Source organism: Paraglaciecola sp. T6c (genome assembly GCF_000014225.1).
Taxonomy (GTDB): Bacteria; Pseudomonadota; Gammaproteobacteria; order Enterobacterales; family Alteromonadaceae; genus Paraglaciecola; species Paraglaciecola atlantica_A.
The window spans coordinates 4,549,546-4,572,363 of the sequence record NC_008228.1; the positions used below are offsets into that span (position 1 = coordinate 4,549,546).

The following is a 22,818-nucleotide window of genomic DNA, read 5'->3' on the forward strand; positions in this document are numbered from 1 at the left end:
TCTGAATGCCTAAAAAAAAGCCCGCAGATCCAAAGGTCTGCGGGCTTTTTGTTGCTTGATAGAACACGCTGGAGTTATTGCGCCGCCGTTTCTCTCAGCCCAAACGGGTTATCTATACTCTCGCTTGGCTCGGTAAACCAGCGTGGGCCATCGTCTGTAATGTAAAAATGATCTTCTAAGCGAATGCCAAATTCATCGGGTATCACTAGCATTGGCTCATTGCTAAAACACATACCTCTGGCCAAAGGCGTTTTATTGCCGCCAACTAAGTAAGGCCACTCGTGTATATCTAAACCAATGCCATGGCCGGTGCGATGTGGGCAACCTGGTGTTTGGTACTCTGGGCCTAAACCTTGTGAGGCTAAATAGTGACGCGCCGCGGCATCGACCTCTTCACATGGCGCACCGATTTGGGCGGCATTAAAGGCAGCAAGTTGTGCGGCTTTTTCATCGTTCCAGCACTGTCGCTGGCGACGCGTTGGTTCACCAAATACATACGTTCGGGTAATGTCGGATATATAGTCGTGCACTTTGCACCCGGTATCGATTAACACGACATCCCCTGCCTTGAGAATTTGCGGATCCTTAACACCATGTGGGAATGACGTTGCAACGCCAAACAACACGATACAAAAATAATTGCCCTGCGCACCGACCTTTTGGTGTGCTTTTTCAATGAAGGCTTCCACCTCTGTAGTGCTTATTCCTGGGCGCAACATACTTGCGGTTGCTTGATGCACAGCCAGTGTCATATTCATGGCCCCTTGCATCAACGCCAACTCATTATCAGACTTGTGCATTCTACAGTGGGCAGTCACCTCTTGGGCATTGATGAGGGTTAAGCCCGTTTGGGCTTTATTGATGCCGTCGAATATAAAAAACTGCGCGCTTTCATCTATGCCAACTGTTGCGGTAGTCGCTATGTTTAATTGCTCTAACACATCAACAAATAAGCGATAAGGGTTCTCGTGCTCTTGCCAACCATGAATGGGGCCGTCTATGACTTTAAAACCATTTAGACTGCCAATTTCAAAGTGCGGCGCGATATATTGCACAGCGCCGTTTGCTGGTAAAATTGCCCCGACCATGCGCTCACTGGCATACCATTTCATGCCGGTAAAATACGTTAGATTTGTACCTGCATTCAGATAAATCGCGTCAATATTATGGGCTCGCATATACGCTTGGGCTTTAGTGATGCGCTGCAAGTATTCCTCAGACTGAATAGGCACAAGGTGTTGAGTCATATCGCTTAATGTAGCTAATGCCTGCTCGGATGTTTGCGTGCCAATTCCTGTGCCGGTGCCTGCAGTGGTGCCATTATCAAAAGTCCCCATTTTTTCTCCTATTGCTAGGCGCTGACAAAAAGCATAGTCGAGCGACCTATTAAATACTTAATGAATGTGTCATGCAGGCGATGATAGCACTGACATTGTTTAAAATGAGCAGTGATAGCTTACTTATTGTTTTGTCTCAAATTGTGAGGTTAGCGAGTTCACCATGTTCGCTTATCTTCTTTTTCTCAACGGTATTTTTACGCCTTACTGACAAAAGCACACAGCGTTAACAACAAAGCTGTTTCAATCAGCAGTAAATAACTTAGCGCGAACGGTTGCTCGGTATTCCCTTGGTGAGGTGGCCAGTAACTTCACAAATAAAGAGGTAAAATAGCCCACATCTTGATAGCCAATTTTATCTGCTACTTCGCTTACGTTTAAATTACTTGTTTGTAGTAAATCTTTGGCGATTTCAATCCGGATTTTTTGTAAATACTGCAGCGGTGTTTGGCCAGTGGCATTTTTAAAACGGCGATTAAATGTGCGTACGCTCATTTCAAAGCGCCCTGCTACCTCGCCCAGGCTAATCTGTCGGTTGTAATTGTCTTGCAGCCAAATTTGCGCTTGTACTATTTCCTCATCAGGGTGCTGTTTTGTGCTGCCTTCAAAATAACTGGTTTTCTCGTACGGACGGCGAATTTCATGCGAAAAATTTCGCTCAACCACACTGGCTATTGCTTCGCCATAGAGTCGTTTTACAAAATGCACGGTAAGATCGGCCATTGCATTCACGCTAGCCGAACAATACAGATTGCTAGCTTGGGTAATAAAGTATTGACGCTTTAATTTGACCCTTGGGTAGTCTCGTTGAAACTGATCAAAATAATGCCAGTGAGTGGTAGCAGGTTTGTCATTCAGCAATCCTGCTTCAGCCAAGAAGCAACAGCCTGTGCCTACCGCAGAGAGCATCGCACCATTTTCATAAGCCTTGCGTAACCAGGCTAAAATTTCGGGGTGTTTTTTTACAATTGTCCGGGGGTTTCGCCATAAAGCAGGTAAATAAATAATATCGCTGTCACCCACATCTGCCAGTTCGGTATCGGGTAACAATGAAAAACCAATACTGGTTTTAATCGGCAATTTGTCTATCGACGTTGTTTGAATGAGCACGGGTTCAACTTGGCTACCTTCCTTTGCCCGAGCAGCACTTTCGGCGGCACGCAACATTTCAAAAGGCAAAGTAGCGCTAGTGGCCAGCATATTATCGCAAAGTAAAAAGGTAATTTTATGCATAAGTCGGCTTATTCAATTTTGTGGATATTGGCAAAGATAGCGAACAAGTGGCCTAAACACCACGTTTTATGGCCAATATGACCCTGCCAGAAGCTAAACCTAGGCAGTAAACTGCTGGCACTCAAACAATTGGTATCTTAAATATGTCTTCATTACCGGTCATCGTTGGATTTGGTGGTTTTAATGCCGCTGGTCGCAGTTCGTTTCATCATGCTTATAAAAGAATGGTAATAGAAAGCTTGCCTGCGAGTGAACAAGAAGAAACCCTGCTTGGTTTGGCCACAATGATGAAGTTGGTGCGTTTTGAAAACGGACGCTTTTTTGATAACGCGCGTGAGAATAATCAACAAACTTTAACACCAGAAGAAGTCGTTGAACGTTTCTCAGAACAAATTTTAAATTCGACGCTGATTCGTACCATCGAAAAAAGCCATTTCGATGTTAATGCCGTGCATTGGCAAAAAAACGTCACTATGCACTCAGCAGACAAAGCCGGTATCTGTTTTGAACTAACGCGTAAACAATTACCTGAGCCAATACCATCAAATTGGCAGTTAACTGATATTGATAAAGACCGAGTGAAGGTTAACATAATCGGCGAAGTCGATTTCAAAGTAGACACTTATCGTGAATGCCCAGTAAAAGTAGCAGGGCAATTACCCAGCGGATTTAACCCCGAAGATCACTACAATGCCCGCTTTCATCCTCGCGCCTTACAAATGGCGATTATGGGTGCATCAGATGCCATTCGATCATTAGGCATGGAATGGAAAACAATCGCCGATGCGGTCAAACCAGACGAAATAGGTGTATACGCCAGTAATGCTATGTCACAACTGGATGAAAATGGTTTTGGTGGCATGTTGCAATCTCGCTTGAAAGGCGGCCGGGTCAGTACTAAGCAGTGCCCACTAGGTTTAAACACTATGCCTGCTGACTTTGTGAATGCTTATGTATTAGGGAATGTAGGTCATACGAGTGCAATTGTTGGGGCCTGTGCCAGTTTCCTTTATAACCTCAGTGCGGCCATTGAAGATATAAAAAGTGGTAAACGCCGGGTGGCCGTCGTTGGCAATGCCGAAGCCCCTATATTGCCAGAGGTCATTGATGGTTATGCCACCATGGGCGCACTTGCCAGCGAAGACAATTTAAAACGTTTAGATCAATCTGATACCGTTGACCATCGCCGCGCTAGTCGTCCTTTTGGCGAAAATTGTGGTTTCACCATAGCAGAATCAACCCAATACGTGGTGTTGATGGACGATGCATTGGCGTTAGAACTAGGGGCGGATATTCATGGCGCAGTAAGCGATGTATTTATTAACGCTGACGGTTATAAAAAATCCATATCAGCACCGGGTCCAGGTAACTACATCACCATGGCTAAGGCTGTCGCTGCGGCCCGTGCGATTGTGGGTGATGAGTCTGTTCGTGAGCGCTCGTTTATTCAAGCTCACGGTTCAAGTACGCCAGCTAATCGCACCACAGAATCACGTATTTTTCATGATGTTGCTAAGATTTTTGATATTCAAAACTGGCCAGTCACTGCGGCAAAAGCCTATTTAGGCCATCCGTTGTCACCCGCAAGTGCCGAACAGTTAGTGGTGAGTCTTGGGGTGTTTAAACATGGATTTATCCCGGGTATTAAAACCATTGATAAAGTGGCAGATGACGTGTTTGATGAGCGCTTAAATATCTCAATAACAGATATCGATAAAGGTGCAGGAAATATCGACGTCGCCTTTTTGAACTCCAAAGGATTTGGCGGTAACAATGCCACTGCGACGTTATTATCGCCTCACGTTGTTGATAGCATGCTCGCTAAGCGATACAGCAGTGAAGATATCGCCGCTTATGAGTCTCGCCGTGAACAAGTACGTGAAAAAGCCATGGCTTATGACCTATCTGCCAACCAAGGCAACTTTGACACTATTTACCATTTTGGTCAGGATCTTATCAAAGAGGATGACATTCAAATGACCAGCCAAGAAATTCGGATTGCTGGATTTGCTAACCCTATCGACTTAAGAATGAAAAACCCTTTTGAAGATATGATTTAGACAAAATAGAAAGTCATAGCAAGCACAGAAAAAATCCGGCTAATTTAGCCGGATTTTTTATGAAAATGCTTAATATGAACAGACCAATGCATACCAGCAAAATGCAGGGAGATAACCTGTAGCCAATTGATTCTCATTGGAAGTTAGCTGTTAACTTGGTTTATCATCGATGAATATCCCTACCTCCCCTTGTCACTTCTAACAATCATGGAAAACCAAAAATGACTGATTCGGAAAAGGCGCTATCAATTACGCCAGTCGCACGCACTGAACCGTGGTGGCAGGAGCGTCACTTACAAAAAATGGATGAGAAAAAGGCCTTGAATGACGATGTGGATTTGTTGTTCTTAGGTGACTCCATTACCCACTCTTGGGAGGACACTGGCGCGGCCACTTGGAAAAAACATTACGCCCATTTAAAGCCTTTAAATTTAGGTTATTCGGGGGACTGTACTGAGCATTTGCTATGGCGCTTACAAAACGGTGAAATCGACAACCTAACGCCTAAACTCACTGTGATATTAATTGGCACCAATAACGCCGGGCATAGAGTGGAATCAGCCCAAGACACCGCCGCTGGGGTCAAGGCTATTCTAAATGAGGTACAAAGCCGATTACCTAAGAGCAAAATACTTATATTAGCCACCTTCCCTCGCAGCAAAAGTAAAAATGCGCCCATGCGAAAAAGAGTGAATGCCATCAATGATCTAGTGCAACACCTCACCGACAATAAAAACACATTCTGGTTAGACATAGGCCATGTCTTTTTAACCGAAGATGGAACAGTGTTAGACACCGTCATGCCGGATTTTTTACATTTAACCAGCGAACAATACCAAGTCTGGGCAGACGCCATGCAAAATACTATTGCCAGGTTAATGCGCTAGTTAAAGCACGCTTGGCTAACCCCTCTTTTCAACGTTGTATAGCCAGAGTTTCTGACGCTTTATGTTATTTAACATCGAAGTGTACTTTGCCAAAAATAAAGAAATCAGATCTCATGAATCGTGCTTAATCGTGGCGTCCAAAGTTGAAGTACGGGCAATTATCTCCTTTCAAAAGCAGTGATTTTGGCCATTAAACCTCGGTGAGACCGAAGATAACACTGTGTTTCTTTCATGATAAACATTAGCCTATACAATGGGTTAAGCCTTATGCTAGAAATATGTAAAGTGAGTACTTATCCGTTAGCGGATGAATGCAAGGCTCGAACTTTTTAGGAAGCGCCCCCAAACAGGATATGCGGTGATGTGTTCTTAATTAAGGATAATTAAGTGGAAATTTTGCGATTCAAGTGTTGTACAAAAGTAATCAAATTCAATATTAAAGGATCGGTTAGTTTTCTCGACTTGTTCGGGCTGATGATTTTATTATCTTTTTATCTACTTGTTATTTGGTTTGTCACTTACGCCATTGTTTCCATTTTCACCTGGCTAATAGCGTCATTTATTCAATCAGATCATATTGGTTTGACCATCGAATTTGGTATACACCTATTTGCATTCGGAATATTTTTCATAAAATCAGTAGTGAAATTCCTGAAGGCATGTAGTTTTTTACTTAATTATAAACTTCAAATAAATGGCCAATGCGTCGTTTGCTTTTCGAAAAAAAATTATCTCAACATCCCCAAAAACGCAGATCCATTCTGATAAAAATGAGTAGATTATCATTCAAAGGAAACGTAAACATGATGCTATGCCCTCGAACTAAATCACCGTTAAAGAAGGGGAATGTTGGAAAAGTGCCGGTCTTTATCAGCGAAGCTTGTGGTGGGGTTTTCTTTGATAACTCAACCATCCAGCAATTCGAAAAGCCCACTGGAAAGCGCGGCGCTGCCTTGGCTTCACACCTTGATAAATTTCATTGCGCGCTTTTAGATTTGAATGAGCGAATTAACTGTCCTACCTGCACAGATACTGTCATGCTTCGTCGTTTTTATAGTCTCACCCATGCTGTTGAGATAGATGAATGCCCCGGCTGCGGTGGGATTTGGTTAGATACCGGCGAACTAGCAAAACTGCAGTCACTATTGCTGAACGAAAAAGAGCGCGCGATACTTGTTGCTCAACTAATCGAATCACATAAACCAGTGGAGATAACAGGGCTCCCCCACATTCACGACAACTGGCTTCACCGAAACAATAAAATCAGCAACTTGGTCGACCTAACTTTCTATATAATCGGCGATTAAATCACCACACTACATTTCATTAGAATGTACATGACTAAAATAAACCTAAGTCCTCATCCCGAATCAGCAACTCAGTCGTGCGTCTTAGCTAAATTCTGCCAATGATGTATAAGGCGTCTTTTAGATACTTATATCTGCTGATTTACGATAAGTTTCTATCTCGCCCTTAAAAAGTCTTTGTCCAGCGCGCCTGATATATTACGTAGCTCGTAATCAATTATCTCGGCTGTGCGCTTTGCTCCAGCAGTGTTGGTTATCTGAGCTATAGCACTAATGATCAACGCTTCTAATGCGTCGCTGTCGTTAATGTTTTCCTCGCTCGCTGCTGCTAATGCATCGGCTATACATTGTTTGGCAATACTGTATTTACTCATTTTGGCTCTCCTTAAAAAAAGCCCTCGAATGAAAAAGATAAGGGCCAGAATCACCGACCCTTGTTGATGTTGCGCTCTTAAAAAAATGGTTTTAGTTAACCCTTGTTGCGCTCATATTCACGTACTTCATTTCGCCCCACCACCATATGATGTACCTCATCTGGGCCGTCAGCGTAACGCAAGGTGCGCTGGCCTGCGTACATGGCAGAAAGCGGTGACCACTGCGAAATACCGGTAGCCCCGTGCATTTGCATGGATTGGTCGATAATTTCACATACACGCTCTGGTACCATCGCTTTGATCATGTGGATCCAAATACGGGCTTCTTGGTTACCCAATACATCCATGGCTTTAGCAGCTTTAAGTACCATCATGCGCATGGCTTCAATGTCGATTCGCATCTTCGAGATGACTTCAACATTTTTACCCAATTGATATATCTTTTTACCGAAGGCTTCTCTTGTTGTTGAGCGCTCAAGTGCGAGTTGTAACGCTTCTTCCGCTTGGCCAATTGAACGCATGCAATGGTGAATACGACCTGGGCCTAAACGTACTTGAGATATTTCAAAACCACGGCCCTCACCTAGCAACATATTGGTTTTAGGCACCCGTACGTTTTCAAGCTTGATGTGCATGTGCCCATGAGGAGCATGGTCATGCCCAAAGACATGCATTGGGCCAACAATCGTGACACCTGGGGTGTCTAGTGGCACAAGAATTTGTGATTGTTGTTTGTGTGCAGGGGCATCAGGGCTGCTTTTCACCATGCAGATCATGACTTTACAACGCGGGTCACCGGCACCAGAGATATAGTACTTCTCACCGTTGATGACCCAGTCATCGCCATCTTCAACCGCCAATGTTGAAATGTTTTTCGCATCAGAAGAGGCAACATTAGGCTCTGTCATACCAAAGCAAGAGCGTATTTCACCTCGTAGCAATGGCTTTAACCATTTTTCTTTCTGCTCAGGTGTACCGACACGCTCTAACACTTCCATGTTGCCCGTGTCAGGCGCTGAACAGTTTAACGTTTCAGAGGCGAGTGGAGCTTTACCCAGTTCAACCGCAATATAGGCATAATCCAAATTCGTTAGGCCTTGCCCTGTTTCCGCATCAGGCAGAAAGAAATTCCAAAGACCAGCCTCTTTGGCTTTATTTTTGGCCCCTTCTAATAACTCCATTTGACGATCAGAGTAACTCCAACGATCAGCAAGCTTCTCACCAATTGAGTAAAACTCTTCTTGGATCGGGATAACATTCTCTTCAATGTGTTTCTTTACAGCGAGGTAAAGTGGACGCACATCTTCTGACATACGCAAATCGTTTAAATCTTCAGTCGACATATTTACTTCCTTAAATTTGAGTGAAATCTGCCGTGTTTTATTAACCATTCACGACATGAGTATTGCAGGGTAGAAACCCAAAAAAATCAGTCAAAATATAATATGTAAACAAAGTGTAAATGGCCAACTAAATCGCTTCAAGAATATGAAATTATTGATATTTTTAAAATTTAAGGTGTTTAAAAGCGACTTTATAAAAGTGAATTATAGAGGTGTATCACTCTTAGTTTTTGAAACGCACTTTTGAGCGAGTAACGTGCAAAATATAAACAAATAAAAATTTAAACATTGCCGCCATTTTTTCAAAAAAATAACGGTACCACGAATTTTATTCTGCACTTCTCATGCAATCAAGTTTTGCAAGCGCCCTGATGAGAGCGTTTGATTTAAGCCTTAATGACTTCAATATTTTCTTGACTTATACTAAGAATCAGGAGTATCTTGGCGCCGAGCTTGAGAAGAAGCTTATTTTTTGAATCCCACGATGTTAGTTATTTGTAGTACTCTAGTTATTAGTTTATTTGTAATTCTTCGCGTTATCCTCAGTAAAATATTCGTTTTCCTCACATGCTTTATCGCCGCAATTTTTTGGCGCACTTATTAATTATTTCTAGGATATCTATTATGTCTACTAAAACTACTGGTTCTGTAAAATGGTTCAACGAAGATAAAGGTTTTGGCTTTATCGAGCAAGAATCTGGTCCTGACGTTTTCGCTCATTTCAGCGCAATCGTTAGCGAAGGCTTTAAAACATTGGCTGAAGGCCAACGTGTAGAGTTTACCGTGACTCAAGGCCAAAAAGGCCCTCAAGCTGAAAACATCGTTTGTATCTAAACCTTGTTAAGCTGCGCAGTCAAATGCTGCGCTATCGTTTCACTCATACTCAGTGATGAGTGAAACAAATATTATGTTTATCTCAAACAACTATTGAATACCCCGTCAAACGAGTTTAAAACAAACCTCGTTTTTCTATTCCGGCTCATACTCCGAGTCATCCCGCCTTATGCTTTAACCCGTATTCCTTTTCCTACATTAAGAATTTTATATCCCTAATTTGAAAATACCCAGTACAAAGCAACCGGCGGCTCAAAGAGAATTTTATTAATTTGAATCAAACCGCACAATTATCCACTATCCGTACGTATGCCAACCCCATCCCTGGCCGTGAGTTCATTCTTAGTCTTTTTAGTAGCCTAAAAAAACACTTAAATCGCGAGCAAATAGCAGATGCTTTAGCTCTCAATTCCCCTCAAGAAAAAGAAGCGCTTAGAAGACGTTTGCGCGCAATGGAGCGTGACGGGCAACTATCATTTCAACGCAAGGGTTATCAATTAATTGATCCTGATTCGCTGGTTAGCGGCCCTATCAGTATTCACCCTGAGGGTTTTGGTTTTGTTACCTATAGCGATGTCGAAAGAGACTTGTTTCTGCCAAAGAGCCAACTGAACCATGTATTTGATGGTGATGTGGTACAAGTGCTAGTAGAGCCTGGGAAAAACGCAAAACGTGCCTACAGTAACCTGATTAAAGTACAAAAGCGCAATACCACCCACGTTGTGGGTATGTTGCAACGCAAAGGTAAGCATTACTTTTTACTGCCCGATGACGTTAAAGTTTCACACACAATTCATGTTGAGCACAGCGCCTTAAACCAAGCGCGCGTCGGCCAATATGTGAGTGGCAAAATTACCCACTACCCTGACTTTCGCCAAGAAACACACGTTGAAATTACTGAAGTATTAGGCAATGCAACCGATGCTGGCATAGAAAGCACATTGGCGCTTTATCGCCACGGTATTTCTGACCAGTGGGATAAAACATTGCTCGACAAGGCAAATACACATGGCACGCGAGTATCACAAGCGGACAAAGCACAGCGCACAGATTATCGCAGTTTGCCGTTTGTCACTATCGATGGGGCTGATGCGAAGGACTTTGATGACGCCGTTTATTGTGAGAAAACTCAAGCAGGAAATTGGCGTTTATTGGTAGCAATAGCTGATGTGTCGCATTATGTATTACCCAATGACGCATTGGATATTGAAGCGCAAGCGCGCGCCACATCGATTTATCTGCCAGATCAAGTTGTCCCAATGCTACCCGAGGCATTGTCTAACGGCTTGTGCTCGTTGAATCCGCATGAAGACCGCTTGGTGATGATGTGTGAGATGACTATCAACGCAACAGGGCTCGTTACTCAAGCAGCTTTTAGCGAAGGCGTGATTCAATCTCATGCACGACTAACCTACAATCAAGCGAATGCGCTCGTCACTCAGCCAAACAGTAAGCTTGGCAAAACCACCGCCGCTTCTAGCCCAGCCATCGTTCCCCATGTTAAGGATTTACATGCTCTTTTTCAGGTGCTAATTAAGCAGCGTAAGCAACGCGGTGCGATTGATTTTGAAACGCGAGAACTTGCACTCAAGCTGAACAAACACAAAAATATTGCGAGTATTTCTCCCGTAAAGCGAAATGACGCTCACCGCATGATTGAAGAATTTATGTTATGCGCGAATGTCGCTACGGCACAATTTTTACAACGTCATAAAATTCCTAGTTTATTTAGAGTGCACTTAGGTCCACAGCAAAAGAAACTCACGGCATTACGTGCATTTTTGACTGAGAAAGGCTTAACCCTTGGCGGCGGAGATAGTCCAAGCCCGCAACATTACAATGACTTGTTGAAAAAAGTGAACCACAGGGCTGATGCAAAACTTATTCAAATGTTGTTACTACGCTCGCAAAGCCAGGCGGAATACTCCCCCGAGAATCAAGGGCACTTTGGTTTAGCCTATGAGGCGTATGCACATTTCACCTCGCCCATAAGACGCTACCCAGATTTGTTAACCCATCGCGCGATAAGAGCAACGCTACGAAGCAATAAATCCGCTAATAACGCCAGCAAGTCTGAATCCGGTTTCAAACGGTTATTGCGTCAATTAAAGCTCGGCGTATCAATCGGTAAGGCTGTGCCGAATAATGCATCCCCCTACACGGCTGAAGAGGTAGCGCTTTTAAGTCACCATTGTTCTGGGCAATCGCGTTTAGCTGATACGGTTAGCCGAGAAGTCGAAAGTGCACTTATGTGTAAATACATGCAACCTTTTATCGGTGACACTTTTGGTGCCTCTATATCAGGAATGAATAATGCTGGTTTGTTTGTGACGCTTGAAAATACAGGAGCAGAAGGTTTAGTCAGTATGATGAGTCTACCAGGCGAGACATATACGTTTGATGCCCAAAAACAGCAAGTCACCAACGGACAGAACACTCACCGCATAGGCGATCATTTAACGGTCGTGTTAAAAAGTGTTGATATACGCGCTCGAAAAATGAGCTTTGAACTGGCATAAAGCAGGTGGTTATCCCTTGATTAGGGTAAAGCCTAAGGTCGATAAATACTAACTCCAGTAAATAATTAACCACTCAGCGACAGCTTATTGGAGTTGGTATTAACTGTTTTTTACTCGCTATGGCTCTTTGACGTTCGGCTGGCGGAATAACCTAAATAGATAGAAAAACAAAGCGGCTATGCACGACCCAACAAACGCAATACCCATATCTTTTTGCGCATCCCATATGTCTCCCTGCGTGCCCAAGTACGAATCCCCCTCTGCAGGGAAGAAAATGTCGGCAACCAGCCACTCTAAAATTTCATAAAGGGCACTGATTGAAAGTATAAGAGTGATGGGCAAAAAGAAGGCAATTCGCGGTGGGTATTTTGTCCATACTGAAAAGCACTCTTTCATGGGATAGTAGAGCAAAAGGCCGAAGCTAAAATGGACGAGACGATCATATTGGTTTCTAGGCGAATGAAAAATATCTTGAAAATAAAACCCTAAAGGGTTCGCGGCATAAGTAAATTTTGAACCATATACATGCAAGCATAAAAACACACAGAGTAAAAAATAACTCACAATACTGAACTTGTATTTTCTGTAGGTAATGATTAAAAATAGCAGCGAAATAACCGTCAGCGTATTTTCAATAAGCCAATTTGCAACGTCGGTTGTACCAATGATTGAATTAGTCCATACGGCGATAAACACCAATATGAACAGCAGCAACCAACCCAAATCTGTTGTTTTATTGCCGCCGTTTACCATTTACTTTCCACACCCTTATCCACTTGAGCTCAGTGCTTAACCCAACCCGTTAGTTGACAAAAAAACCTGTTATCTGTTGATCTTGTGGCAGTTCGTGCACCCGCCTGACACTTTCCCTGCGGCAAAATAGCGAGGTTGCTCTAACGATGCGGCAATTCTGGCTTCGTCTATTTGGCTGACGAAACCTTGCATATAGTCTTGCATAAACGGGTGATTGGCGCCCATGTCACCTGCTTTTAAATTCGACGCTATTTTGCTCATATTGCCTAGCGCTTTGAGCACCTTTTCCCGTTGCAATTCAGGCGCACTTTCAGCCCCTGCACTCGGCATATCGAGAGCGACTTCGAGCAAAGCCATCTGCGCTGCGAGACGATGCATATCAGAACTCAAATCCGCTTTCTCAGTATATTTGAATTCTGGCGGGTAGGTCACTTTGCGCAGGTTCGAGTTGAATTGACTACTACACCCTACCAACGCAATAGTACATATCGTCAAGACGCTGACTAGTTTACTTAATGTCACTGATAATCGTTTCATTGGCATAGCTTCTTCATAGGGGTAGCTTCCTTATTCAACTCGACGTTTCAACTACAGCGCTTGCTCTGTTTTTTGGATGATATTCAGCAATTCATCTTTGAGATGAACACGTTTTACTTTGAGTGACTCAATATAGTCATCTTTCACTGGGGTATTTCGACTTTCCAGATCATGTACTTCGCTTTCCAGTGCATGATATGCAGTAAATAACTTAGCAAAATGACTGTCATTCATTTTAAGGTGACGAATGGTGTGATGATGCTCAGGAAGATCTTTTACCAATGAGTGTTTCTCAAGTTCTTGCATAAATATCCTAGGTTGTTAAAGCTTAATCCCATATTAGCCAGATGCTTGTTAAACATATTGATCCCCATCATTTTTCAGCCTGATATACATTAAGAGCAACAGGCTTATCGTGTCATTTCTAAACACTGAACCTTAACGTATCTTTTGTCAGAAGTGACTGCCTGACGTGAATGATCAGCTATATAAGCGGGGATACTGGTAAGCGAATCGCCCACCCTATGCACAATGTGTTTAACTAAGCTGTGTATAATTGAGCTGTGCATAGCTGAGCGACGCATTAGTAAGCGGCGCATAATATTTGACTCCCCTACCCACTGCGGCGATGATGTGCCTTCTTCTAAAAATGGGGTTAAAAGGAGCTTCTAGATTATGCAGGCAAACCTTCAAGGACGTGCAGTGGTACTTACACGGCAGATCGTCAAGCTAATATTCATCACCATGCTGCTGTCATCTTGCGCCACCCTTACCCCTGATTTTGAGAAGCCTGAATTGCAGTTAACCAACTTGAGTATGCTGCCGGCTCAGGGGCTAGAGCAGCGATTTCGTCTGACGTTTCGAGTGACCAATCCGAATAATATCTCTTTCCCGGTAGACGGCATGAACTTTAAACTGAGTTTGCGTGGTTTGCAGGTTGCTACAGGTGTGAGTGATAAAAAGTTTGTACTTGAGCCTTTAAGCGACAATACCTTTGATGTTGACGTAAGCGCTAGCCTATTCAATTCCGGTCGGGTAATACTTGATATTATGAATTCTAAGCCTCAAGCATTGGCCTACGAGATCAACGCTAAAATATTCACTAGCAAGGGATTATGGGGAAACATTCCTGTTACCCGCAGCGGAGTTATTCCGTTTGGCTTAACCCAGCCCCAGTAAATCAATCTGGTACCTGATAGGTTTACACTTACCGCTCACTTTCAATTCCTTTTAAGTCAAAACTAAAGCCCTGCCCATCTGTGCTAGACTGCGCTCGATTTTATTTTATTGAGTAGAAATGATGATGTTAAAGCACCTAAGCCTAACGCTATTCGTTTTGTGTGGCCCTTTGTTGCTGGCCAAACAAGCGGTTGCCCAAGAGCCCATAGAAGCAGTTACGCAGAGCAAAGATGTAGAAGCAACAATGAAGTCGATGTCTTTGAACTACAAGCAAGCTATGCGCGCAACTGAGTCAGACTCCATGCTCGGCAACGTGAGTGAACTGCAACGCTTAGTGGCATCAGTACAATTAGTTGAATTTGATAAAAAACGCCAAGCCATTTTGCAGCAAGGCTTGAGTGAGGTGCAGTCACAGCTGAGTCTGGTTCATAACAGTTTGACGCACAACGATATCACGGCTGCCAAAGCTCAATTGGAAAAAGTGGCAGAACTGAGAAAGCGTTATCATAAAGAGCGAAGCCCCAATATCTGGCAACTCATTTTCGGCAATGAATAACGATTTACATTAGCTAGCATTCATCAACTTAACTCAATAAGAATTAAAATTTAACCTTAATTAAACATATGAAAAACATAGTGTTATCAAAAATTACCAACCGTTACATTTTACAGCTCATCTAAGACCCAGGTCTTATATCCACTTCTTTTTACGTCAGTAAAGTACGAGTTAACTATCGTTTTATGCTGTTTTTAGGAGTGCGCATGTTGCCTTTATCACGTGTTGAGTGTCCCATTTTACGCAAAAAAATCATGTCGGCTGAAGAAGCTGTTGCTTTTATCGAAGACCAGCAAACCATCGGCATGAGTGGTTTTACCGGCGCTGGCTACCCCAAGTCGATCCCCGCTTCGTTGGCAGAAAAAGCCAAAGCATTGCACAGCAACGGCCAGCCCTTCAAAATTAATTTGTGGACGGGTGCATCTACTGCCCCTGAACTTGACGGTGTACTCGCAGCCGTAGACGGCATCAATATGCGGCTACCCTATCAATCTGATCCTATTTGCCGTCAACAAATTAACGACGGCATAATGGATTACGTTGATATTCATTTATCTGAAGTATCTCAGTACGCTTGGTCAGGCTTTTTAGGCAAGATGGATGTCGCCGTTATTGAAGTTGCCGGCATATTAGCAGATGGGCGGATTATTCCTTCATCTTCGGTTGGCAATAATAAAACCTGGGTCGAGCAAGCAGATAAGGTAATTTTAGAGGTCAACACTCAGCAAAACATGAAGTTAGAAGGAATGCACGATATATACTATGGCACAGCGTTACCACCTCACCGCAAGCCTATTGATTTGAATTCTCCGTCTGACCGCATTGGCGAAAAGTACTTGTCGATCCCTGTGGAAAAAATTGTCGCCATCGTTGAAACTTCAGCACCAGATCGTAATAGTCCTTTTACCCCGCCGGATAAGGTCTCGAACCAAATCGCTGAACACATTCTTGATTTCTTCTCCCATGAGATTAAAAAAGGACGCCTACCCAAGGAGTTACTTCCTATTCAATCGGGTGTGGGCAATATCCCAAATGCGGTGTTGAGTGGACTAGAGCAAGGCGGTTATCGCAATTTAACCGCCTACACTGAAGTTATTCAAGATGGCATGCTAGGAATGCTGAAATCTGGCTCATTGTCTGTGGTGTCCGCCACGGCATTTTCACTTAGCCCCCAGGCACTGGATGAATTTAATGACAATATCGACTTCTATCGCGACAAAATTATCCTAAGGCAACAAGACATTAGTAACCACCCTGAAATCGCTAGGCGACTCGGCATTATCGCCATGAATGGCTTAATCGAAGCAGACATATATGGCAATGTGAATTCGACACATGTAATGGGTTCACGCATTATGAACGGTATTGGCGGGTCGGGGGATTTTGCGCGTAATGGTTACTTATCGATATTTATGACGCCCTCTATCGCCAAAGGCGGGGCAATTTCTGCCATTGTGCCTATGGTATCCCATGTTGATCATACTGAACATGATGTGAAAGTCATTGTGACCGAGCAAGGCCTTGCCGATTTGAGGGGCTTGTCGCCAAGACAACGGGCAAAAGTCGTCATTGAAAAATGTGCTCACCCGCAGTTCAAAGACCGACTGCATGACTATTATGAGCGGGCCTGTGCGACAAAACGCGGTATGCACACGCCGCATAATTTAGATGAGGCATTAAGCTGGCATCATAACTTTGAAACCAAAGGCCAAATGTAACGAATTCATCAGGCATTTGATTTTAGTGTTTTAAATTTTTGCGAAGTGGTTAATTTATTTATTGGCATTGATTTTATTCATTAGGTACTAGCGTGTTTGTTTATCTTATTGCTGGCAATATACTGTCGGCAATAGGCTTAACCATATTCACAAAACGTAAGATATTAATGGCAAAACCAAATTCAAAAGCCCCCAGTAAAAGCGTCGATATTTTTTGTGCTGGCTGTCAGCAGCAACTTTTTCGCTATAAAAAGGGCGGTAAAGGGGCCTTAGTAAAATGCTTTAAAGAGAGAATAAGCAAAGATTTCACCAGCGTTGAAGGGACATGCCCCAAGTGTGAAACCATTTTTGCCAGAGATACGTTAGTACGTGGCACACCCGCACTGAAAATAATCGGCGGTAAGGTGCGCTTCAGATAAACTGCGCATTACTTAGACTTCGCTCCAAAAGATTGTGTTTTACCTAAGCTTGGTTATATCCTAGCTATAAAACAGATAGCAAGGATACAACCCGCCGCGGTGCTTAATCCACCACCATGAGTGCGCGGTACTCATCATACGCATATTGGTCTGTCATGCCGCTAATATAGTCTTGTAACAATCGGCAACGGTAGTAAAACTCTAGCTCCTCACTGGCATCATGATGGATGGCGTGCAAATAGGCTCGCAAATGCTTACCTGGCAGCTTTTTCACTAACCTTTTCGCTAACAGTGGTGCGTCTTTTTCTTGCTGATATACCCTAGAAAATTGTGCTTTCGTCAGCCTCAATAGTGGCTGATAGCAATCAAGCAAACCACTAATGATTTTGTAACCTTGCAACTCCCTTGCTTCAACCTCTTTGTTGCAAAACGCGTACTTCAGAGCGACTTTTTTAAATGCTTCAGATAGCGCATGGGCTGTACTTCTATCTTCTAACAGCGCTTGATTAAACGACCCATGAAATATGCCGTCGATATTATTGATAAAGCGTTCAACAGCATGAGTCACTAAGGGGTGAAGTACGCCCACTCTTAAAGAAATAAAGAACTGACTGTCTTTTGATATATCATCCGCCTGCGCGGCTTTATAGGCTTTTGAGGTTAAACTTTGCATGGTATTTTTGCTGGTATCCAAGCCGAATTCAGTCAGCAGTAACAGAAATTCTTCACACAAAGACGCTTGCAACTGTTCAATACCCAAGATGCCTTTTTCAACGGCATCTTCAAGGTCAGCGATACAGTAGGAGATATCATCGGCAGCTTCCATGATGTATGACGCAGGGTGACGATGCCCAACCTTTATGCCTAAGGTGTCACACAGGGTTTCGACATACTCTTTTTCACTGAAATAAAAGCCGACCTTTTTTTGTAAATAGCCAAGCTTATCGCTTTTATCAGGTTTTACATCAGTACCGCAGCGGGTGTATTTGAGTATGCCTGCCACTTGACTAAAAGTGAGATTCAATTGTAATAGCGAGTGTATAAGCCTTATCGCTTGAGCGTTACCTTCAAAGTTGCAAATGTCTCGTTGTAAGGCCGGATTGAACGTGAATTCACCGTCGCTGTTTGTGGGAAATGAATCTTTCAGCTTGAGAGCAAACCAGTCATTAATTGCCTGCTCACCGAAATGGCCGAACGGCGGGTTGCCTATGTCGTGCATGAGACACGCCATTTCCACCACGCTTTCTAAATGTCGTTCGAATTCAGATAGGTTGTATTCCGCCTGCTTAGCGCTATCTAATTTATTGAATATGCTCTGAACAATAAATCGCCCAACTTGCTGCACTTCTAATGAATGAGTCAGCCGGCTTCTCACCGCGGCGTTTCGTTCTAGGGGGAATACTTGGGTCTTCTGCTGCAACCTGCGCACCGCTGCCGAATTGATAATACGCCCGCGATCACTTTCAAAATCGAACAGAATCGATTTGATGGACTCTCTGTTTCTCGTATTGTGAAGTCGATGACTCGTTAGCTTTTTAGAAAAATCAATCATGGATACGTCTTGCAGTATTAATGTTCATCGACAATACAACAGTGGTTCACTACATGACACTTTTTTACACGAAATAAAACAACGGCTTAGGCCCAACTTAATTCAAACTAATGCTTTGCAGGTACCCTAAAAAATACGTCCCGTGAACTAACTATCTTACGCCTTACTGGACTGAAGATATCGCAAGCGAAATTTCTGCACCCGTTTATCAAATTTGTGCACTATCCGACCAATGCGCCCGCTGTACACGTGAATAAGCTCAACATTTCTAGCCATTAACACCGCACTTAAATATTTCTCATGCAAAATGGCGACACTTTTATTTCGAATAACGTCGTTATCACTTGAATGAGCACGATACCAGCCTTTTCCTGTTGGCCTGAGCCAACTATTGATATGTTCTTGCATGGGAGTATCGACAACGGTTTGATCAAAATAAATCGATTCGTCAGTGACTTCTTTCACTGCGGTGCACAGCCGTGTATTGAGAAAAACCAGCGCTTGGAACGCAGTATAATCCAACACGAAAAAGTAAGATGAAATCCATTTAGATAAGGGTAACTTATCCACTTTATATTCTATATTACGGCTATCAACCCGCCCTAAAATGAATCCCTTTTGGCGCTTTGCAGCCTGTTTCGATTTTAAATTATACAGCCATGCTGTTAAGGGAGAAAAATAGTGGTTTTTGTCGAAGGTGTCATTTGCGAAGCAAAATAGATCGCCATCTTGCAAGGTATAATTCTCTTCTAAATATTGCTTACCAGCTTGCCAGCCAGAGAACTCAAAATAGCGGTTATCCCCAGGAATAAATTCAATATTATTTAACGATGAGCTATGTATCTGCTCGCCATTATTGATGACCAGAATTTTGGCTTTTGTTCCGCTTGAGGTGAGAAACCGATGGAGACGTAATAGCGATTTTTCTAAATTAACGGGGTCATATATCAAGAAAAGGCAATATATCATGTGTCACTAACTTCGTTAATGGGTTTTAGGTAGTGCTGCTCTACTGTACATCTAATGGCTAAGTAAGGTTATTTGCTTTGCTGATCATTAATCAGAAAAGAAATAACAACAGCTTGCTGTGATGCCTACATAATTCACAATGTCTGTTCAAATGTCGCCTGAACATCCGTGTTTGGCATATTTATAGCGCCATAATGACACATTAATCTGCGCCTGTTGAGAGGCAGAGCAACCAGATGATTGATTGAAGAGCAAAGACCCTCACACACAAATGTCACGCAGCCCAATAAAATTGGAACGTTAACTATATCAATGGGTAAGTTAAACACTCATAAAAAATATTCATGTTTAATGTGTCAAATCATGACAGGTAAAAATCGATTGGCGATGCTATTTTTCGACAACTATAGTTGCTCTATCCCCATGATTATAAAGCGGGGTTTCCAATAAAAACGATAACGAAATACTGGTCAGCAAATCTCTAGTTGTGCACCTGTTAACCAGAAAAAATGTTCACCAAACATGGATAAAATCGACGAACAAAAGGACACGCACATATGGATAAAACTAACACCTGCCAGTTTAAAAAGAACCCCATCGCACTCTTAATTTCGCTCACCTTGGGTTTTCCCATTCCCATCGTTAGCGCACAAGAAATCGAAGAAGAAGTAGAAACACTTCGCCTAGAAACCATAACTGTTGAAGCGCAAAAGCGTCGTCAAAGTATGCAGACGGTGCCTGTTTCAGTTAGCGCCTTTTCCGGTAAGCAACTTAACCAAGCTGTGCTCAAAGATATTTTTGATGTCGCTAGTATGGTGCCTGCCTCCTCTGCGTTTCAAACCCAGAATGTGACCAACACCAGCTTCTCGATACGCGGTATAGGCACCTCGTCACAAAATTTTGGTTTGGACCCATCGGTGGGGCTTTACGTTGATGGTATTTATCGCGCGCGCCAAAGCTCTATGGTCAACAATTTAGTGGATATTGAAGCTGTGGAAGTTCTTCGCGGCCCTCAAGGGACACTGTTTGGAAAAAATACGCCTTCAGGCGCAATACTGATCCGTTCTGTTGCACCAAGCCACGATGGCGCGAATAATTTTATCGAAGGTACAGTCGGAAATTACGGTTTAATTAATTATTCCGCTGCGGCGTCCCTGTCTGCGATTGACAATGTACTGGCATTGCGCGTGACAGGTTTTGGTAGTCAACGTGATGGTTTCGTTAGCGAAGTCAACTCAGGAAGTGACGTCCTAAATGATCGAGATCGCTGGGGTGCGAGACTTCAAGCCTTATATACCCCGAGTGACGATGTCACTCTGCGCATTATTGCTGATTATGCAAAAATTGATGAAATTTGCTGCGCCGCCCCAGTACAAGTCAGTAATGCTCAAGCCACTGGTATAGAAGGTAAATTTGGCACTGACCGTCTCCTATCTCAAGCGCCGTTTAATGCCACTATATTTGATGGCAGTGACTTTTTTGATCACAAAGTCGCGCTGTCATTCTTACCTGAGTCACAGGTAGAAGATAGCGGGTTGTCAGCTGAGTTAAATTGGAATATCAATGAGCAATTTACCTTGGTGTCTATTTCCGCTTATCGTAATTTCGACTCCTATGACAACATAGACAGTGACTTTACGGATGTTCATTTGTTTGGTACCCGAAATGACTCACAGCAAAATTCGTTCTCCCAAGAATTACGAATCGATTACACCAGTGACCTCGTCACAGGGATACTCGGTGCTTACTATTTTAGGCAAGACCTGGATCTCGATTACAGCTTGTACACGGGCGAACAATTCAATGACTTTTTTCTGGCAGGCTTCGCACAAGGAGCATTTAATGATCTGCTCGCTGGCATTGATGCCTTGAGCATTGCAACCAATGGCCTTGTTGCAGCGTCGGCATCACCCGCCCCTGCATCGACCAGCTTTGATCACCGCGCAGAGCAAAAACATGAAAGCTACGCTATTTTTGGTCAAATCGACTACCAACTTTCCGAAACGCTCACCCTAACCACAGGTTTACGTTATACCGATGAAAGTAAAGATCTCTCGACTATTTTTAGTGAAGTGTTACCCGCAGATTCGGTCTTTCCAACCTTCTTTACCTCGGTTGGTGATCCAGCAGACCCTGAGTCAATTGTGCCTGGGTCACTACTTTACGGTGCAGGTTTAGCCGGTAACGTCTTGGCGGGCATTCAAGCCAATACGATTGATATTACAACGGCTAACGGCCAGGCAGCACTGGCTGCTCTGGCCCCGTTTCAAACGCTGGGTTGGGGGTTCAATCCTCTTGGCGCCATTACCGCTGCTCGCTCAGATATTTCTGATACCTTAGATGATGACCAAATAACCGGCACGCTGAAACTCAGCTACACCCCAAATAGAGACACGCTCATGTATGTTTCATACGGTACTGGTTATAAGTCTGGGGGGACCAACACTGATCGAATTACAGAAGGTTTCGACCCTATATTCGCTGCTGAGAAATCCAGATCGCTGGAAATTGGTATCAAGAAAGACTTTCCGGAACAAGATCTTAGGGTTAACGCCGCAGTACACTCAACCAACGTTGATGACATTCAAGCGAATACATTTACCGGCACAGGTTTTAACCTACAAAATGCAGGGGATTACAAAACCTCTGGTTTAGAAGTAGAGCTAACGTGGCTGCCAACAGATACCATTGAAGTCGGTTTTGTGTATGCCAGAGTCAACGCAGAGTATGACAACTTTATGCGCGGCAATTGTTGGATAGCCTACACGTGGCACACAGGTATTACCGATCCTGGGCAAGAAGTTTCGGAATCGGGTGCGCCAAATCCTTATTGCGATCGCTCTGGTGACCGCCCAACTGGCGAGCCAGAAGACTATGCCATGTTAAGAGTGAAAAAGGATTTCACCATTAGTGATGGCATCGATGCCCATATCGTAGCTGAATACTCTTACACGGGGGATGTCGTTTTAGATGGCAGTAATGACCCGTTCGCCGTGCAAGACTCATACAACTTGCTTAACTTGCGTTTCTTTATGAATTTCGCGAAATACGATATGGATTTGGTTTTCTGGGGTCGCAATGTGTTGGATGAAGAATATATTAACCATGTGAATTTTAATACGCCTCTGCAAGAGGGTAAATTTAACGCTTATATTTCTGACCCTGCTACATTTGGCATCACACTGAGAAAGCGCTTTTAAGGACAATACCTAATACCGTTCCACGGTAATTGGTATAAGCA

At 43.4% G+C, this 22,818-nt stretch carries 19 protein-coding genes; 10 read left to right on the forward strand and 9 right to left on the reverse strand.

Translation table 11 applies throughout. The annotated features are described in order from the left end of the window. Positions 1 to 74 precede the first annotated feature (74 nt). Together PATL_RS19335 and PATL_RS19340 are read right to left on the reverse strand one after the other, a co-directional pair. On the reverse strand, positions 75 to 1,337 hold the full coding sequence (locus PATL_RS19335) for a M24 family metallopeptidase (protein WP_011576488.1): 1,263 nt from the start codon (positions 1,335 to 1,337) through the stop codon (positions 75 to 77). Between the two features lie 243 nt (positions 1,338 to 1,580). Beyond that, complete coding sequence (locus tag PATL_RS19340) at positions 1,581 to 2,570, reverse strand: GlxA family transcriptional regulator (protein ID WP_011576489.1); 990 nt, start codon at positions 2,568 to 2,570, stop codon at positions 1,581 to 1,583. A gap of 143 nt (positions 2,571 to 2,713) precedes the next feature. Between PATL_RS19340 and PATL_RS19345 the strand changes: the two genes are divergently transcribed. The 3 genes from PATL_RS19345 to PATL_RS19360 all read left to right on the forward strand — a co-directional run bounded on the left by PATL_RS19345 (position 2,714) and on the right by PATL_RS19360 (position 6,824). After that, positions 2,714 to 4,630 (forward strand): beta-ketoacyl synthase, encoded by a 1,917-nt coding sequence (locus tag PATL_RS19345; protein WP_011576490.1) that lies wholly within the window; start codon positions 2,714 to 2,716, stop codon positions 4,628 to 4,630. 221 nt (positions 4,631 to 4,851) lie between these two features. Then, positions 4,852 to 5,517, forward strand: coding sequence for a platelet-activating factor acetylhydrolase IB subunit (locus PATL_RS19350; RefSeq protein ID WP_011576491.1), 666 nt, complete (start codon positions 4,852 to 4,854; stop codon positions 5,515 to 5,517). 803 nt (positions 5,518 to 6,320) lie between these two features. After that, positions 6,321 to 6,824, forward strand: a complete 504-nt coding sequence (locus PATL_RS19360; RefSeq protein ID WP_232283257.1) for a zf-TFIIB domain-containing protein — start codon at positions 6,321 to 6,323, stop codon at positions 6,822 to 6,824. Positions 6,825 to 6,979: 155 nt separating this feature from the next. Here the strand turns inward: PATL_RS19360 and PATL_RS19365 are convergent, their stop codons facing one another. Further along, positions 6,980 to 7,198 carry a hypothetical protein gene (locus PATL_RS19365; protein WP_006991742.1) on the reverse strand — a complete coding sequence of 73 codons (219 nt, stop codon included), beginning with the start codon at positions 7,196 to 7,198 and terminating at the stop codon, positions 6,980 to 6,982. A gap of 95 nt (positions 7,199 to 7,293) precedes the next feature. Further along, positions 7,294 to 8,541 (reverse strand): acyl-CoA dehydrogenase family protein, encoded by a 1,248-nt coding sequence (locus PATL_RS19370; protein ID WP_011576494.1) that lies wholly within the window; start codon positions 8,539 to 8,541, stop codon positions 7,294 to 7,296. Between the two features lie 624 nt (positions 8,542 to 9,165). Between PATL_RS19370 and PATL_RS19375 the strand changes: the two genes are divergently transcribed. After that, complete coding sequence (locus PATL_RS19375) at positions 9,166 to 9,375, forward strand: cold-shock protein (protein ID WP_006991744.1); 210 nt, start codon at positions 9,166 to 9,168, stop codon at positions 9,373 to 9,375. 272 nt (positions 9,376 to 9,647) lie between these two features. Beyond that, entirely contained in the window at positions 9,648 to 11,894 is a 2,247-nt protein-coding gene (rnr, locus tag PATL_RS19380; RefSeq protein ID WP_011576495.1) for a ribonuclease R, read from the forward strand. Between the two features lie 117 nt (positions 11,895 to 12,011). Here the strand turns inward: rnr and PATL_RS19385 are convergent, their stop codons facing one another. The 3 genes from PATL_RS19385 to PATL_RS19395 all read right to left on the reverse strand — a co-directional run bounded on the left by PATL_RS19385 (position 12,012) and on the right by PATL_RS19395 (position 13,490). After that, on the reverse strand, positions 12,012 to 12,647 hold the full coding sequence (locus tag PATL_RS19385; RefSeq protein ID WP_011576496.1) for a DUF2238 domain-containing protein: 636 nt from the start codon (positions 12,645 to 12,647) through the stop codon (positions 12,012 to 12,014). Positions 12,648 to 12,716: 69 nt separating this feature from the next. Beyond that, positions 12,717 to 13,184 (reverse strand): hypothetical protein, encoded by a 468-nt coding sequence (locus PATL_RS19390; RefSeq protein WP_232283258.1) that lies wholly within the window; start codon positions 13,182 to 13,184, stop codon positions 12,717 to 12,719. Between the two features lie 51 nt (positions 13,185 to 13,235). Then, the gene (locus PATL_RS19395) at positions 13,236 to 13,490 is read right to left on the reverse strand and encodes a YdcH family protein (RefSeq protein WP_011576498.1); all 255 of its coding nucleotides are present in this window, start codon (positions 13,488 to 13,490) and stop codon (positions 13,236 to 13,238) included. Between the two features lie 369 nt (positions 13,491 to 13,859). On the opposite strand from PATL_RS19395, the gene PATL_RS19400 reads away from it, so the two are divergent. The 4 genes from PATL_RS19400 (at position 13,860) to PATL_RS19415 (ending at position 17,056) form a co-directional block, all read left to right on the forward strand. Then, complete coding sequence (locus tag PATL_RS19400; protein WP_011576499.1) at positions 13,860 to 14,363, forward strand: LEA type 2 family protein; 504 nt, start codon at positions 13,860 to 13,862, stop codon at positions 14,361 to 14,363. Positions 14,364 to 14,481: 118 nt separating this feature from the next. Beyond that, positions 14,482 to 14,919, forward strand: a complete 438-nt coding sequence (locus PATL_RS19405; protein ID WP_011576500.1) for a cytochrome b562 — start codon at positions 14,482 to 14,484, stop codon at positions 14,917 to 14,919. 206 nt (positions 14,920 to 15,125) lie between these two features. Beyond that, positions 15,126 to 16,637 carry an acetyl-CoA hydrolase/transferase family protein gene (locus tag PATL_RS19410; RefSeq protein ID WP_011576501.1) on the forward strand — a complete coding sequence of 504 codons (1,512 nt, stop codon included), beginning with the start codon at positions 15,126 to 15,128 and terminating at the stop codon, positions 16,635 to 16,637. A gap of 167 nt (positions 16,638 to 16,804) precedes the next feature. Next, the gene (locus PATL_RS19415) at positions 16,805 to 17,056 is read left to right on the forward strand and encodes a hypothetical protein (RefSeq protein ID WP_041714616.1); all 252 of its coding nucleotides are present in this window, start codon (positions 16,805 to 16,807) and stop codon (positions 17,054 to 17,056) included. Positions 17,057 to 17,159: 103 nt separating this feature from the next. Here PATL_RS19415 and dgt read toward each other — a convergent pair whose 3' ends face one another. Further along, positions 17,160 to 18,608: a dGTPase gene (gene dgt, locus PATL_RS19420; protein WP_011576503.1), complete on the reverse strand. Its 1,449-nt coding sequence runs from the start codon at positions 18,606 to 18,608 to the stop codon at positions 17,160 to 17,162. A 156-nt stretch (positions 18,609 to 18,764) separates the two neighbouring features. Further along, on the reverse strand, positions 18,765 to 19,577 hold the full coding sequence (locus PATL_RS19425) for a hypothetical protein (RefSeq protein ID WP_011576504.1): 813 nt from the start codon (positions 19,575 to 19,577) through the stop codon (positions 18,765 to 18,767). A gap of 557 nt (positions 19,578 to 20,134) precedes the next feature. On the opposite strand from PATL_RS19425, the gene PATL_RS19430 reads away from it, so the two are divergent. Further along, entirely contained in the window at positions 20,135 to 22,777 is a 2,643-nt protein-coding gene (locus PATL_RS19430) for a TonB-dependent receptor (RefSeq protein ID WP_011576505.1), read from the forward strand. The last annotated feature ends 41 nt before the right edge of the window (positions 22,778 to 22,818 follow it).